This window comes from Oleiphilus sp. HI0067 (assembly GCF_001635735.1).
In genome coordinates, this window is sequence record NZ_LWFI01000867.1 from 1 (window position 1) to 14,249 (window position 14,249).

Consider the following 14,249-nt stretch of genomic DNA (forward strand, 5'->3'; position numbering starts at 1 on the left):
CCCCTCAAGCCAGCAATGTAAATCCAATGTGAAGTAACCAAGTGGCTGATACCCTGCTCGCTCCAACACCTTCATTTTATTCGAAGCGGTATCGATTTCGGGATATGCAGCTTCCCAATAATCTTCTAACTCTTGCGGTCGTTCATCCGTCGTCCAGGTAACTTCAGACACTACTAGCACACCGCCTTGTTTCAAGTAGGCTTTCCATTCTTGAATGCCCTTGGCAAAACCGATGTTGTAAATTGCGCCTTCAGACCATAAAACATCATAACTATTTGCTTCAAAAGGTAGATCATCCATCGAAGCACAGAGCGTCGAAATCCTTGAAGCGAGTTCCACCTCAGAAGCTCGATCATTCAACACATCTAAAAAGGCCTGCAGAAAATCTACCGAAGTAATATCGCAATCTAAGGTATCAGCCAGTACGAGACTCGCTGCGCCTGTCCCACAGCCAATATCTGCGATGCGATACTTGACCTTAAAATCTAAGCCGGCCAAATAAATCGCTTACTCAATCTCTGCTTTACCGCCGGGGCCTTGACGCTCATTGTGCGAGTGAAGATCAATTAGGAGTTTCATTTGCTCTTGCTCGGTAGACATAGGTCACCCCAATAGAAGTTCTAAAATTGAACAAAAGTGTAGCTAAAGTTTGGAAGAATAAAATTGGGGTCAGAGTACTTTTACTCTGACCCCAATTTTTAACGCAGTATAAGTAAGCGCAGTAGCTCTGACTTACTTAACTGGAGGGTGATTCTCATGCCAGTGCTTGGCTATGTCTATGCGACGCGTCACCCAAACATTTTCTTGCGACTGAACATAATCTAAGAAACGCGCCAGAGCCGCGGCACGACCTGGACGACCAACCAAACGACAGTGCAAGCCAATACTTAACATTTTTGGCGCTGTTTCACCTTCCGCATAAAGCACATCAAAGGCATCTTTTAGGTAGGTGAAGAATTGCTCTCCAGTGTTGAAACCTTGGTTCGTTGCAAATCGCATGTCATTCGTATCAAGCGTGTATGGGACGATTAGAAATGGGTTTTCGTAGTCATACACCCAATACGGAAGATCGTCAGCATACGAATCAGCGTCGTACATAAAACCACCTGCTTCATACACTAGATCACGTGTATTCGGGCTAGTTCGTCCGGTGTACCAACCTAGCGGCCGTTCACCGGTAATTTCTTCATGCTTTTTGATCGCTTCTTGAATTTGATGACGTTCTTCATCTTTATCAATGTACTGATAATTAATCCACTTATATCCGTGTGCCGCGATTTCCCAGTTAGCATCTTTCATGGCTTGCACAGCTTCTGGATGTTTCTCCAATGCTGTCGTCACACCATAAACTGTGACTGGCATGTTGCGTTCCGTGAACATTCGGTGAAGACGCCAAAACCCTGCTCGACTTCCATACTCATAGATAGATTCCATGCTCATGTGACGAACGCCTTCCATTGCAGGAGCTCCTATAATTTCAGATAAGAATGCTTCTGATGCAGGATCACCATGAAGAATACAGTTCTCACCACCCTCCTCGTAATTAATAACGAACTGCACTGCAACACGCTCGCCTTTTGGCCATACATCTTTAGGCGTATGTTGGCCATAACCAACGAGGTCTCTTGGGTAGGTCATTGAACTCTCTCTTTTGATCAAAATGAAAGCATGAATAATAATCTGACCACTAGGTCAACTCAATACTTAGATACATTTAGGTAAACCAAAGCTTACTATGTCGCGTATGAACCATCACGAAATAACTGAAGAGTAGTCTTGAATGACACGATCAGCACGCACAATTTTATGTTTCTTAATATTCGCTTTTGCGAGCCAGAACAGTTCTGCTAACGCTTGCCCGGAATGGTTGAATATCGATATCGGTAAACTTCACAGTCAAGAAACATTGAACCTATGCGAGATCACTTCCGGAAAAAATGTTTTAATTGTCAATACGGCAAGCCACTGTGGATTTACACCACAATTCAAGGAGTTGCAGGCCCTCTACGAAAAGTACGAGAACCAGAACTTCACAGTCATTGGATTCCCCTCAAATAGCTTTCGACAGGCTGCTAAGTCTGAGGAAAAAGCAGCCGAAGTGTGTTTCGTCAATTTTGGTGTAAAATTCACAATGACAGAGACGGTTGATGTTCGCGGCTCAAGTGCTCACCCGGTGTTCAAAGAATTGAGCGCCCAAAGTTCTGAGCCAAGATGGAACTTCAACAAATATTTAGTTAACACCCAAGGCGAAGTCGTAGAAGTTTTTGGCAGTTCTGTGAGGCCAAACGCAGCCGTGCTTTCACGTGCGATCGACAACTTACTTTAAACTGACATAGAGATTCGAATGAGCTCATCAGACACAAGCCAAGCGATTATCAACATTACCAACCTCCGGTTGCGAACATTTATTGGCTTTAATCAGGAAGAAAAAGAGAAGCAACAAGATGTCGTGATCAACGCTGAGATTCACTATCCGGCTAGTAAATTATGCCTAAGCGATAGCGTAGACGACGCCCTGAATTATAAAGACATTACTAAGAAAGTGATTAAGCACGTCGAGCAAGGCAGATTCTTATTGCTCGAGAAATTAGTGAGTGACGTTTTATTGATTTGTCATGAACATCCCTGGGTCAGCTATGCTCGTGTTAAGATAGATAAACCACATGCATTACGCTTTGCTGATTCTGTTTCACTCTCACTTGAATTTCAAGCCTAATTCCACGCTGTCCAAAGCACTCAACAGAAGGACTAAATCATGGAAGCTCTAAGCACCACAGTCACTCACAAAGTGAGCCAAGAAGCGCGCTTGGTTCGAGACGCGCTCGTCGAAGCAGGCCTTGAAACGCCACTCATCCCAACAGGATTAAATAACGAGCAAAAATACGAACGTTTGAAGTCCTTGTTTACAGACGTAGTATCAACACTTGGCCTTGATCTGAACGATGACAGCCTAGCCGAGACACCTCATCGAATCGCCAAGATGTACGTTCGCGAGATATTTTCTGGTCTCGACTATGGAAACTTCCCAAAGATTTCTGTGATCGACAATAAAATGAACGTTGATGAGATGGTCACGGTATCTAACATTAGCGTCACTAGCACCTGTGAGCATCACTTCGTAACGATCGATGGTTCAGCAAAGGTTGCATACATTCCAAAAGACAAAGTGATTGGCTTATCGAAAATTAATCGTATTGTTCGATTCTTCGCTCAACGCCCTCAGGTTCAGGAAAGACTGACACAACAAGTTCTATTATCATTACAGACATTGCTTGGAACGGAAGATGTTGCGGTGTCCATTAATGCAACTCATTACTGTGTTAAATCGCGCGGCATAATGGATTCAAACTCTTACACGTCAACGACTGCATTAGGCGGAACATTCAAGTCGAATGAGCGCACCCGTCAAGAGTTTTTGTCACAGGCCTAGGGTGAAATGGATCATAAACACTGCGTATTGATTACAGGGATTACTAAACGACTAGGCTTGGCCCTCGCTCACCATTTTTTAGATAAAGGCTGGCAAGTCGTCGGCACCTATCGCAGTGAGTCGGAGTCATTGAACTCGCTATGGGACAAAGGAGCAACTTTGTACCAATGCGATTTTCAGGATATGGATGCGGTCAACGATTTAAACGCTGAAATCAAATTGAAACACATACGTCTACGCGCCGTGATCCACAATGCTTCAGATTGGATGCCAGAAGGAAAAGGCTTCCCAAACGAGCAAGTGTTCGATCGTATGTTTAATGTGCATACCAAGGTCCCATATTTATTTAACCTCAACCTGCGAGACAATCTCAGAAATTCGAGCAATGCAGAGCATCTTGCAGATATTATTCACATCACAGATTTTGTCGCCGAAAAAGGAAGTAAAAAGCATATTGCATACGCGGCGAGCAAAGCGGCACTAGAAAACCTTACGCTATCTTTTGCGGCAGCATTTGCGCCAGAAATTAAAGTGAACTCAATCGCACCAGCACTTCTGAAATTCAACGAAGGTGACGATGACGAGTACAAACAGAAAGCCGTGAAGAAGGCTAGCCTACCCTGGGAAGGCGGTTTCGAAGAAGCAATTGCAACAGTCGAATATCTTCTCGAAAGCAAGTACGTTACCGGTCGAATCCTCAATCTTGATGGCGGACGCCACATAAAATAAACGGCATAAGTTTCGTCTTATGCCAAAGCTTGGCGCTTGTGATTGTGAGATCTCGCTTCTCCAAACACCCCTGAATTGAACTTAATAACACCTCATCAGTCATACGATTTAGATCTAGCATTTTTCGCATCAACCTAATTCTAAAAATTGTTCCAATAATTTTTAGGTAATTTGATCCAAGGAAAAATAAAGGACGTAAAAATCACTGAGAGTCTTTACCTGTTCTCATTTAACATCCAAGCTTGTCCCTTAGCCGCTATGCTTGCCATGCGGCTTTTTTTATTCTCTCTTAAATTCACATTTGGGGTCAGAGTCTTTACACTCTACCCCCCTTTTTTAAGCCGCTTCTTCTTCGCGCTTTTTATGGCCGTCACGCAAATGTTCGATGCTATCGCCTAAAAAGCCTTCGCCCTTGATCGCATAAGCCTTACCAAAACCAACCACATAGCGCCCTTCATTTGGCGTTAATTTATACAGCTTAAAATCTGTGTGGCTAGCCAAACCCGTAATACGATCGCCAAAGCGTTCAACTAGGCAATCTATGCCTTTTTGCCATCCTTCAGCCTGGTATTCAATCAACTCAGATTTAGCTGCATAGTTGACACGCTCAAGTGCAAACAACTGCTTAGATGTGTCTTCGTCCGCACTCACTAAAATTGAGGCAACCGGATTATTCGCAAGGTAAACGCCATGACGGGCCACGTCACTAAGTAGTACATAAAAGTTCTTTTCATCCATCGCGAAAGGCGCATACGACGCAAACGGCAAACCTTCGGTGGTAATGGTCGAAAGGTTGAGCGTTTTTCTCTCTTGAAGAAAGGACTCAATGTCGCCTTCTAATTTTTTTAGTTTCTCTTCTCTCATGTTCTTGTCCTACTAAGTTCTATTACTCATTTACTTTTAGTTGTTTGGCTTGCGCCTGCATTTCTTTAAAACCATCCACTTGCGCATGAATCAACTCGCCTGACTCATCACGCCCTAGGAATACTTTAAATATGCAATCATTGTTCTTGTCGCGGAATACAAAGGCATAGCTTTGACGACCACGGTGCAATTTATCTTGGAAGGTAATTGCCTTTACGTTCTTTAAGTTCAAATGCCCTTGAAAACCCGCAGCATTGCCATGCCCGAAGTTGTAAAAACCTTCGCCTAGCGTGCCTTTAGGAAATGCACCTTTAAATTCAAACACGCAACCTCCCGAGAATACGATTGTGGTCAGCGGCCCCCAAGTGCTTAGCAGTTCAAGTAAACCCTGCGCCTGCTCACCTTGAATAATTGGATCGTTATCAATATCAACTTTATCAGTCATGCCTTTTTCCTAGCGCGCTATATTCCCAAAGTCGCGAAAGGTAACAGACGAAGCTTTACATGTAAATACGAATTAGTCTCATTTCGATTGACATTGCCATTACCGTCCTCTATTCTTGCGCTTTCTTAAATATCACCCTAAGAAAGTGCGACTTAAACTATTTTCTACGCACTATCTGTCACGCCCCTTCGGAGACCAAAATGCGCAGCGCCGGAATTAGTTTTGCAAAATCATTGGCATGCTTTTCTCTACTTCTCACAGTTATTACCACACAAACAGCTCTCGCCGAAGATGAGACTCCTCGCATTATCAGCGCAGATCTAGGCACCACCCAAGTCCTACAAGCCCTTAACCTTCAGGATGCTATTATTGCTGTGGATGTCACGTCAGTTCGTCAACCCGAATTACGAGGCTTGCCCAGCATTGGCTACCACCGCCAACTTTCACCCGAAGGCTTACTAAGCATCAAAGCAGACGCTCTTGTAGGCGCCGCAGACATGGGTCCTGAAACCGCAATCAACGCTCTTGAAAAAACCGGCGTCCAAATTATTCAACAGGAATCACCAAAAACAATCGATACTCTTATCGAAAACGTCCGTACACTTTCTACCGAATTTAATCACAAAGAAGACGGCGAAAAGCTCATCAACATCATCGAAGAGATGCGCACAACACTTGCCAACACTTCGGTGAAACAAAAGACAGCGATCTTCCTCTTAGATATGGGCGGCCATGGTGGCGCCAACGGAAGCATGGCAGGTCAAGGCACAGGTGGCGACGCGTTTCTGAATCTACTTGGCCTAGAAAATATGGCGAAATTCCCAGCATATCGCGAAGCTTCACGCGAATCACTGATCGCACTAAACCCAGACGTTATCGTATTAGCGAGCGGCGGTCGCCCTAGCAAAGGACCAAAACTAGAAGATAGCGAAGTCATCGCTTTAACGCGCGCAGCGAAAGAGAAAAACATTATGGGCATGAACGCCAGTACGCTCGTAGCCGGCCTAAGCGTTGCTGCGATGGACGAAGCCATTCGAGTTAAAACCACGCTTGCCAAGAAGTAATCGTTTTTAGTCAAACAGGCGCGTGTCAGCACGCGCCACTTATGTAATACCTATTATAATATGCGCATACCTTTCAACTTACTGGTCGCCTTCTTTGCGCTCAGCACATTGTTTTTCGTCGGACAATCGATTGTTACAGGCGCTGTAAACATCAGCTTTAGTGATGCATACGGTGTAATCACCTCTTCGTTTAGCAACAGAGAAACCACTGAATACTCGCTTGCCTCAGTCGTACTACTTGAGCTCCGACTACCACGGATAGCGCTAGCCTTACTCGTCGGTTGCATACTCGCGCAAAGTGGAGCGGTACTTCAAGGACTTTTCCGAAACCCACTAGCCGACCCCGGTATTATTGGCGTTTCTTCTGGTGCGGCGGTAGGCGCCATCGTCGCCATCGTTGTTCTGCCTGAAGCATGGAAAGCATTGAGCATCCCGGGACTCGCTTTCTTAGCAGGTTTAGGTACTACCTTTCTTGTATATTCACTAGCTCGTTCTGAAAAAGGCACCTCAGTTGTTATTCTGCTTCTCGCAGGTGTGGCTATGTCTGCATTTGCTGGAGCTGCGATTGGATTTATGACCTATTTTGCGGACGACAATAACCTACGAGAGTTAAGCGTCTGGCAAATGGGTTCGTTAGCTAAAGCAAAATCAGAAGAACTCCCATTACTGCTTTTTGTCTGCATCGTATTAGTCGTTTTATTCCAGCGACAAACCAATGCTTTAAACGCCTTGTTATTGGGTGAATCCGAAGCTCGCCATATGGGAATTAAAGTAGAGCGCCTAAAGAGAAACGCCATCATTCTTGTTGCAATAGGGGTCGGCGTGGCTGTGGCATATTCGGGAATCATAGGTTTTGTCGGGCTTGTAGTTCCGCATATCGTGCGCATGCTTTGCGGCCCAAATCATCGATTCCTCCTCCCTGTAAGCGCGATTCTAGGCGGAATGCTACTACTTATTTCAGACCTAGTTGCCCGTACAATTTTAACACCTGCAGAGCTTCCCATCGGCTTGATCACATCAATGATAGGAGCCCCTTTCTTTATTATTTTGTTATTGCGCGAACGTAAGAGGTGGTACTAAATGTCAACTTCTAACCCAACAATCATACTGAGCGTTAACAATTTACAAGTTAAAGCAGGAAACAAAACACTACTTCGTACAACCCATGAGGAATTTAGCGAGGGTGAATTTTGGGCAATTGTCGGCGCCAATGGCGCAGGTAAGTCTACATTTTTAAAAGCCATATCCGGCGACAACAACTACACCGGCGACATTCTCTTACACGGAAAAGAACTTCGGCAATGGGACTCAATGGAGCGCGCTCGCCATGTAGGCGTACTTCCTCAGTCGTCAATTCTCTCATTTGCATTCAAAGCAAAAGAAGTCGTTGAACTAGGGCTCACACCACTTTCACTTAGTAGAGAACAAGCAGAGCAAGTAGTAAACGAATGCATGCGCCGTTGCGACTGCCTGCATTTAGCAGATGAATATTACCCTCAGCTTTCAGGTGGAGAACAGCAACGCGTAAACCTAGCACGCGTTTTAGTGCAAATTAGCCAAGCGAAACAGACACCTATTTTGCTGCTTGACGAAGCATTATCAGCCCAAGATCTTGGGCACCAACATCAGTTGCTAGAGTTCGTCACACAACTCTGTAATAAGCAAAACATACTTATAGTTGGCGTACTCCATGATCTAAATCATGTACTCAAGTACTGTGACAAAGCCTTACTTATCGATCAGGGAAAAGCCGTTCAAAAAGGCAATGTAGAGAAAGTACTTAATGCCGAAAACATAGAACGCTGCTGGAGATATAGAGCAGAATTCATCACCTCTTCGGAAGGTCATAAGCTGATTATTTGATTGATGTCGAAAGTTAGAGGTTAGAAGTTAGAGGTTAGAGGTTAGAGGTTAGAAAATGATCATTCCAAGTCATACTGACCTACCAAAGAAATCGACTCAACAAAACCCGTTATTGGGGCAAGGCGATGGCGGCAAAAAAGCGCTTTTCACCTTGAATGACCAAAGGTAAACCCGAGGGGCGAACGAAACGAATAATCTATTGCTTTAATCTATAGAAGATTAAACAAACCACCCACCCTTCTATCCCTATCTGCCCATAGCCTCAGACCAAAAGCGGATCAGCATCTTAATAAAACACCATTAAGTAAAATCTTTCTATTCGCCCTAAGCTGCGAGCCCCCAACTCTGCACACCAATATACAAACAAAGTCGCCATTTATCTCAGGTAAAAAAATACCCCTACAAGAGGGGTATTTTCTCAACTCGTTAAGACTTAGTTAGAAGCATTCTCAACATAACGGATTGTTGGATAGCCACTAGTGCCTGCGCCATCATAATAGCTGATGATCTGAAGATTATATACTTTCGCATCTGCATCCGTTGAATCAGTATCAATCGTATACGTACGATAGTTTGGCCACAACTTGTGGTTACCTTCTAAATTGTACCCATACCATTCGTTAGCAGTGAAGATGCTCGCATTTGAGTCGGAAACGTAATGATTTGAAATATCTCGCCCCGAACCTGGCGCTATAGTCGCTGACGTATACATTTCTGCATCCGTTGTCGTCAATGGTCCAAATACACCACCGTTTCCAGAACCCGAAATACCACCATTCGTGCGTACATTAAAGCCACGTGCAGGAAGAGCTGGCAACTCGAACTGAACATCCCAAGAAGCATCGGAGCACGCCACCTCAGCAGCCGTGTCGAAATCGTAACACTCAGCTTGTCCTGGCATTACATTCACAACAAACGATTCATTGGAATCAAGAATCTGTGACGTACCTTGCGCCTGAACATCAAACTCAAACGTTACTTCCGCATGCGCATAGTCATACAAGAAATATGTCGCCTTCATGAGCGCATAGCTGTCACCTTCTGCAGAACGAATTAACCAAGAATTATCAGAATTCGCACTAGTATTAGGAGGATTACCGCCACCAACGTGTTGGTAATTATACCAATCACCGCTCACCGCTAGATTCTCTGAATCCGAAACAAACGTCAGAAGACTTGTATCGTACGACGCTAAAAGATGCTCTTCTTCGATAGCATCACTCGCATTAAGAAAAACGTTTACGTCAGGATCGTCTCCATTATAAAAATCATCTTGAGCAGCAGCCAGTGCACCTTCGACATTACCAATGCCGCTAGTACCACCATTCAAAATAGCGCCATTACGACGAAAACCTATGTGCCATGCTGTTGACGCAGCCGCCTCCGCCGCAGTTAAACTAACTTCAGAGCCAGTTTCTAGATTGAAGTACGTGTAATCGGTATATGAAGATGCATCAATCTGTGTTGTTGGCGTTACACTTTCGTCTGAACCAACTACTGATGAAGATCCTGAACCGCCACAACCGACAAGTACTGCACTACTTACAGCAAGTGTTAATAATTTCTTTTGATTAGTCATTTTTTTACCCTTTACGAACAAGTTAGTAATTTTCAAATAGGCATCTAGAAGTGATCCAAGCGCAAACCAACAAAGACATAACGCCCCTGTTCCGGCCTTAAATCACTTGAGCTTTTAAAATCTTTCTGTGTATTTGTTATATTGTTGACACCCGCGAACACACTTAAATCTTGATACAGCTTATAAGCGCCACTCACATCAAACTCTGCGTATGATGGAGAGATCTGAGAATTCGTGTCGTCAAAATACTCTTTATCCTGCCAACGCGCTGAAACGCTAACAGATAGTGGAGAGTCGGTAGGTGTGTAGCTAAGATTGGTCTTTATTTGATGCCGAGGACGTTTAGTAAGATTAAGGCCTGTGTTAAGATCTTTAGCATCAAGATAGGTATACCCTGCAGTTAGTTTTGTCGCTTCATTTAGCTCTAATTTCGTAGCGATTTCCGCGCCTTGCGTCCGCGCCTTCGAGATATTCCCGTATTCAAATATTTGCACAAGTCCGTATGTTGGATCATTTTCCATCCTCACAAACTCGGTTTCGATCATATCCTTCAAATCATTTCTAAAAAGATTCAAGTCCAATTCAAAAGAATCACCACTCAAGACCCAGCCAAGTTGGTAGCTGTTCGAATATTCAGGTTTAGTAACTGGATTCCCAAGAACCTTATAGCCATGCTGACTGTGGTCAAACTCAAGGTAGCGCTCTTTCAAGCTTGGCACTCGATACCCCTTGCCAACACCAAATCGCAAGAAGTGATCAAGCCCCACTAAAGACGAAAAGTCATATCGACCATTTATCTTAGGACTAAAATAGCTTCCGAAATCGCTATCATCTTGATATCGAAAACCAGGCAATAATTCTAAAGAATCAGACGCATAAATATCTTCTTGGTAATACAACGAAGTATTTTGACGCGCACCATCAACCTCTGGCGTCCAACCCGTAGCAACCTTGTATTGATCTTGTTCTACTTCAGCTTCAAAGTATTCGATACCAAACGTTCGCAACGTTCCATATGATGTAGACGTATCTATCTGTGCAGAGAGACTTTGACTGATATGCCGAGGCACCCTCTTTTGCTCTATGCCCGGATTCGTCACGATATCTTGGGTGGTCGGATTCTGAAAATCTTCGTAGAAATAACGAACAGAAATATCATCACTTTCTAAAGACAGGTCACCACCCAAGCGATATGTGTACCTCTCCACTTCTTCAGTTTTTTCGGTTTGAAGACGGGCTGGAGCCGCACCTGTAAAAGGCGTAATAAGATCTTCAGTATAGGTAGCAAAAGATGTAAAAATACGCGCATTTTCGACCGGTGAAAAACCGATCTCAGCACTAGTATTTAATCGCGTGCCCGAAGGGCCCTCCTTGTCCCACGTCGCCACATCCGTGGTAAAACCATCGCTATCTCGAACGTCGTAACTGAACTCTAAATCATATACATCTTCTTTGTAACTTAGCCAGCCAGCACTCGATCGGACGGCCGCATCTAGCTGGTTGTCGGATATATTTTGCTCTCCGTAACTACCTACATCTCCCTTTACGGTATATGACAAACCGTCAGCTGGATCGGTAGTAATGACATTAACCACTCCCCCAATCGCGTTGCTGCCGTATAAAGCGGAAGTAGCCCCCTTTACAATTTCTATTTGCTCGACATTAGCGAGACCAATTTGGGTTAAGTCAGTACCAGAATTGGTACTTTGGGAGACACGCTCACCATCCACTAAAACAATGACTCGTTTAGCATCGACACCCTGCATCCATACCTCAGAGCCCGATTTACCATGGATTGGCTTAATCAAAAGCCCTGGTACATCTTTAATCGCCTCACTTAGATCACGTGCATTTTTTAGCACTATCTCCTCGCGCGAAATCACCTCTACACGCACTGGCGATTCGAGAAGCAATTTCTCAGTTCTAGAGCCTGTAATGACAACAGTTTCTGCTTGAACAGAATCTGTCTTGACTTCAGTTTGTGTCGTCTCAGCCGTGGTTACCGTGCTACACACAGACAACATACTTGCAGCAGTAAGGGATAACGTCTTATTCATTTATGTGATTACTTACTCTTTATAACGCTCAAACCGAATCTAAGCGCGTGGTATTAATTTTAGAGGGCGCGAGATTACCAACTAAACAAGGAAGTATCAATACAAATGCAAATCATTCTTATTTGTTTTTCTATTACCAACTAGGGAAAAACCTTTTTACCCGCACCAATGCCACAACACCCCACTTAATCCGACTAAATTGCATAGTCGCAGGCTCATTCATTAACAGTAAGGAAAAGTTTTGTGTATGTTTGCTAATGCAAATGATAATACTTATCATATACATCTAACAGCAATTCTTTTATCAAAACAAACATACAATGGAGTTTCTGCAGTGAGCGCAGACGTAAATACCGCCTCGGGTTTCGGCGAGATTGGACAAGAAGCACAACCCACTACCGACAAAAGCAAAAAGAAGTCGCGAAAAAAAAAGCTTACGGCACATAAAGCCGCTTACCTAATACATAGCTACATTGGCTTAAAGCTTTCCCTTCTATTTAGTGTGGTACTAATTACTGGAACGCTTGCCGTATTCGCAGAAGAAATCGACTGGCTAGTCTACTCCGAGGTAAGAGTTCAACCACAGGGAGAAAGATTAAGTTCGGGTGAAGTATTTGACCGAATGCAAGAGCAACTGCCTAACGTCGGTTTAAGCGCTTTTCAAACAGCAAACGATAGAACACATACCGCTGCTCACGCGATGATGACCCTACCCGATGGTGGGTTTAAAAAAGTTTGGGCAGACCCCTACACTGGAGAAGTTACTGGCGTAACGAATTTTTTGACTGTTGGAGAGTTTATGTCAATTCTCCACAAAAACTTGTTCATGCCATTAATTGGCCGTGCGGTCGTCAATGTCTTTGGTGTGCTGTGTCTGATTGGTTTAATTACTGGGCTAATCTCTTATCGCAAATTCTGGAAGCAGTTCTTTAAGCTTCCTCGATGGAATGCAAATTTCCGCGTATTTTTGGGCGATCTACACAAGTTTTTAGGTTTATGGTCGTTGTGGTTCGTGCTGATTATTGGCGTAACTGGGTCCTGGTGGTTTTATCAAAACCCACTAGTAAATTATGGCGTTGTACCTCAGTTTTTGCCTGAACGCACCATTGACCCAGCACTAACGAAGCACGACTTAAAAGCGCTAGGCAAAGGCATTCCAAGCCCACTCACGTCAAAAGAGATTGTTGAAGCAGTCCACAAGCACGATCCTGAGTTTATCCCCCACTTTTTAAATCCACCGGAACACAACGGCATGGCTTATGCCATCCATGGTACAAAGCACGACCTTCTGACCATGAAATGGGGAAGCTCATACTATGTAAACCCATATACAGGCGAAGTTATTGGAGCAAAGCTTGCGCAGGACGCACCAGCGATCTCGAGAGTAGATTGGTCGATGCGACCATTGCATTACGGCACATTTGGTTATGACGGATTTTGGGATTTATTTGTGAAAACAATTTGGTTCATCTTCGGTTTGGCGATGAGCATTCTATCCATCTCTGGCATGATCATTTTCTATCAGCGGACCAAATCGGCAACTAAAAAAGCCATCAATAGCGGGCGTATCCGAGGAAAACTTAAGAAAGTTTGGTTAGTACTTAGGCCATGGGGCGGACCAATGTCTGGGTTCAAATATCTCAATTGGGCTTTTCTTACTGTCATCTGTATCGGCATTAGTATCGGCTTTAAACTGCAGAGCGAAGGAACGTCGGGATCCGGTTACCAGTATAAAGCTCAAGACATAGGGCCATGGAACATATCGCTCAACGCGACTCTCGGATTACTTGAAAAAGACCTAGATCCGATTCAAGCAGGACGCTCCACTACCCTCAACGCATATATCCATGAAGGACATGCCGACGCGATAAAGTTCATGTATGTAAAAGTGGGCAAACCACGCACAAAGCGTGCTCCAGGGGCGGTATTACATGGCACCGTTGGCAATCAACATGCGCATACACCAATTCCAAAGACACTAAAAGACGACGCCGAGTTATGGCTCACGATAGAGAGTTGGGACGGGGAATTTTATCAAACCTCTTGGTCATTGATGCCTGACGGCATTAACACCGTTGATTTACGCGCATCTCAAGCCGACGAAGTAAGCGTCAAGTCGGTCAACCCAACAAACCAAACTGGGAGTTCTCAAACACAGAATACTCCTGCACATCACCTTAAAACAGAACAACACACACTTGCTGCCAAGTAGGATTAA

The 14,249-nt window shown here is 44.2% G+C and carries 14 protein-coding genes; 8 read left to right on the top strand and 6 right to left on the bottom strand.

The window, feature by feature from the left end; genetic code table 11:
• Together A3739_RS09350 and puuE are read right to left on the bottom strand one after the other, a co-directional pair.
• Window positions 1–498 (bottom strand): class I SAM-dependent methyltransferase (locus A3739_RS09350; protein ID WP_197472242.1); only part of this gene is annotated, 498 nt, incomplete at its 3' end.
• Between the two features lie 234 nt (window positions 499–732).
• Window positions 733–1,638, bottom strand: a complete 906-nt coding sequence (gene puuE / locus A3739_RS09355; RefSeq protein ID WP_068479963.1) for an allantoinase PuuE — start codon at window positions 1,636–1,638, stop codon at window positions 733–735.
• Between the two features lie 229 nt (window positions 1,639–1,867).
• On the opposite strand from puuE, the gene A3739_RS09360 reads away from it, so the two are divergent.
• The 4 genes from A3739_RS09360 to folM are packed head-to-tail and all read left to right on the top strand — an operon-like array spanning window position 1,868 to window position 4,159.
• Window positions 1,868–2,326, top strand: coding sequence for a glutathione peroxidase (locus A3739_RS09360; protein WP_197472243.1), 459 nt, complete (start codon window positions 1,868–1,870; stop codon window positions 2,324–2,326).
• Between the two features lie 18 nt (window positions 2,327–2,344).
• The gene (gene folX / locus A3739_RS09365) at window positions 2,345–2,716 is read left to right on the top strand and encodes a dihydroneopterin triphosphate 2'-epimerase (RefSeq protein ID WP_068478089.1); all 372 of its coding nucleotides are present in this window, start codon (window positions 2,345–2,347) and stop codon (window positions 2,714–2,716) included.
• A 39-nt stretch (window positions 2,717–2,755) separates the two neighbouring features.
• Complete coding sequence (gene folE, locus A3739_RS09370; protein WP_068501114.1) at window positions 2,756–3,430, top strand: GTP cyclohydrolase I FolE; 675 nt, start codon at window positions 2,756–2,758, stop codon at window positions 3,428–3,430.
• A gap of 6 nt (window positions 3,431–3,436) precedes the next feature.
• Complete coding sequence (folM, locus tag A3739_RS09375; RefSeq protein WP_068479957.1) at window positions 3,437–4,159, top strand: dihydromonapterin reductase; 723 nt, start codon at window positions 3,437–3,439, stop codon at window positions 4,157–4,159.
• A gap of 336 nt (window positions 4,160–4,495) precedes the next feature.
• On the opposite strand, the gene A3739_RS09380 is transcribed toward folM, so the two are convergent.
• The gene (locus A3739_RS09380) at window positions 4,496–5,023 is read right to left on the bottom strand and encodes a pyridoxamine 5'-phosphate oxidase family protein (protein ID WP_068479956.1); all 528 of its coding nucleotides are present in this window, start codon (window positions 5,021–5,023) and stop codon (window positions 4,496–4,498) included.
• Between the two features lie 22 nt (window positions 5,024–5,045).
• Entirely contained in the window at window positions 5,046–5,468 is a 423-nt protein-coding gene (gene hutX, locus A3739_RS09385) for a heme utilization cystosolic carrier protein HutX (protein ID WP_068479955.1), read from the bottom strand.
• A 200-nt stretch (window positions 5,469–5,668) separates the two neighbouring features.
• Here hutX and A3739_RS09390 point away from each other — a divergent pair, with 200 nt between their 5' ends.
• Genes A3739_RS09390 through A3739_RS09400 form a run of 3 tightly spaced genes read left to right on the top strand, consistent with a single transcriptional unit; the run spans window position 5,669 to window position 8,395 of the window.
• The gene (locus A3739_RS09390) at window positions 5,669–6,532 is read left to right on the top strand and encodes a hemin ABC transporter substrate-binding protein (protein WP_068501117.1); all 864 of its coding nucleotides are present in this window, start codon (window positions 5,669–5,671) and stop codon (window positions 6,530–6,532) included.
• Window positions 6,533–6,592: 60 nt separating this feature from the next.
• Window positions 6,593–7,612: an iron ABC transporter permease gene (locus A3739_RS09395; protein WP_068501121.1), complete on the top strand. Its 1,020-nt coding sequence runs from the start codon at window positions 6,593–6,595 to the stop codon at window positions 7,610–7,612.
• On the top strand, window positions 7,613–8,395 hold the full coding sequence (locus A3739_RS09400; protein WP_068479948.1) for a heme ABC transporter ATP-binding protein: 783 nt from the start codon (window positions 7,613–7,615) through the stop codon (window positions 8,393–8,395).
• A gap of 433 nt (window positions 8,396–8,828) precedes the next feature.
• Here A3739_RS09400 and A3739_RS09405 read toward each other — a convergent pair whose 3' ends face one another.
• Together A3739_RS09405 and A3739_RS09410 are read right to left on the bottom strand one after the other, a co-directional pair.
• Window positions 8,829–9,974, bottom strand: a complete 1,146-nt coding sequence (locus tag A3739_RS09405; RefSeq protein ID WP_068479946.1) for an HmuY family protein — start codon at window positions 9,972–9,974, stop codon at window positions 8,829–8,831.
• Between the two features lie 44 nt (window positions 9,975–10,018).
• A complete protein-coding gene (locus A3739_RS09410) occupies window positions 10,019–12,031 on the bottom strand; it encodes a TonB-dependent siderophore receptor (protein ID WP_068501124.1) in 2,013 nt (670 codons plus the stop codon).
• Between the two features lie 334 nt (window positions 12,032–12,365).
• Between A3739_RS09410 and A3739_RS09415 the strand changes: the two genes are divergently transcribed.
• The gene (locus A3739_RS09415) at window positions 12,366–14,243 is read left to right on the top strand and encodes a PepSY domain-containing protein (protein WP_068479941.1); all 1,878 of its coding nucleotides are present in this window, start codon (window positions 12,366–12,368) and stop codon (window positions 14,241–14,243) included.
• The last annotated feature ends 6 nt before the right edge of the window (window positions 14,244–14,249 follow it).

What these genes read in the sequence shown, in the direction of transcription:
- folM (WP_068479957.1), top strand. Translation starts at nt 3,437, where the DNA reads ATGGATCATAAACACTGCGTATTGATTACAGGGATTACTAAACGACTA.
- A3739_RS09390 (WP_068501117.1), top strand. Translation starts at nt 5,669, where the DNA reads ATGCGCAGCGCCGGAATTAGTTTTGCAAAATCATTGGCATGCTTTTCT.
- A3739_RS09380 (WP_068479956.1), bottom strand. Translation starts at nt 5,023, where the DNA reads ATGAGAGAAGAGAAACTAAAAAAATTAGAAGGCGACATTGAGTCCTTT.
- A3739_RS09395 (WP_068501121.1), top strand. Translation starts at nt 6,593, where the DNA reads ATGCGCATACCTTTCAACTTACTGGTCGCCTTCTTTGCGCTCAGCACA.
- puuE (WP_068479963.1), bottom strand. Translation starts at nt 1,638, where the DNA reads ATGACCTACCCAAGAGACCTCGTTGGTTATGGCCAACATACGCCTAAA.
- A3739_RS09400 (WP_068479948.1), top strand. Translation starts at nt 7,613, where the DNA reads ATGTCAACTTCTAACCCAACAATCATACTGAGCGTTAACAATTTACAA.
- folX (WP_068478089.1), top strand. Translation starts at nt 2,345, where the DNA reads ATGAGCTCATCAGACACAAGCCAAGCGATTATCAACATTACCAACCTC.
- A3739_RS09410 (WP_068501124.1), bottom strand. Translation starts at nt 12,031, where the DNA reads ATGAATAAGACGTTATCCCTTACTGCTGCAAGTATGTTGTCTGTGTGT.
- hutX (WP_068479955.1), bottom strand. Translation starts at nt 5,468, where the DNA reads ATGACTGATAAAGTTGATATTGATAACGATCCAATTATTCAAGGTGAG.
- A3739_RS09405 (WP_068479946.1), bottom strand. Translation starts at nt 9,974, where the DNA reads ATGACTAATCAAAAGAAATTATTAACACTTGCTGTAAGTAGTGCAGTA.
- folE (WP_068501114.1), top strand. Translation starts at nt 2,756, where the DNA reads ATGGAAGCTCTAAGCACCACAGTCACTCACAAAGTGAGCCAAGAAGCG.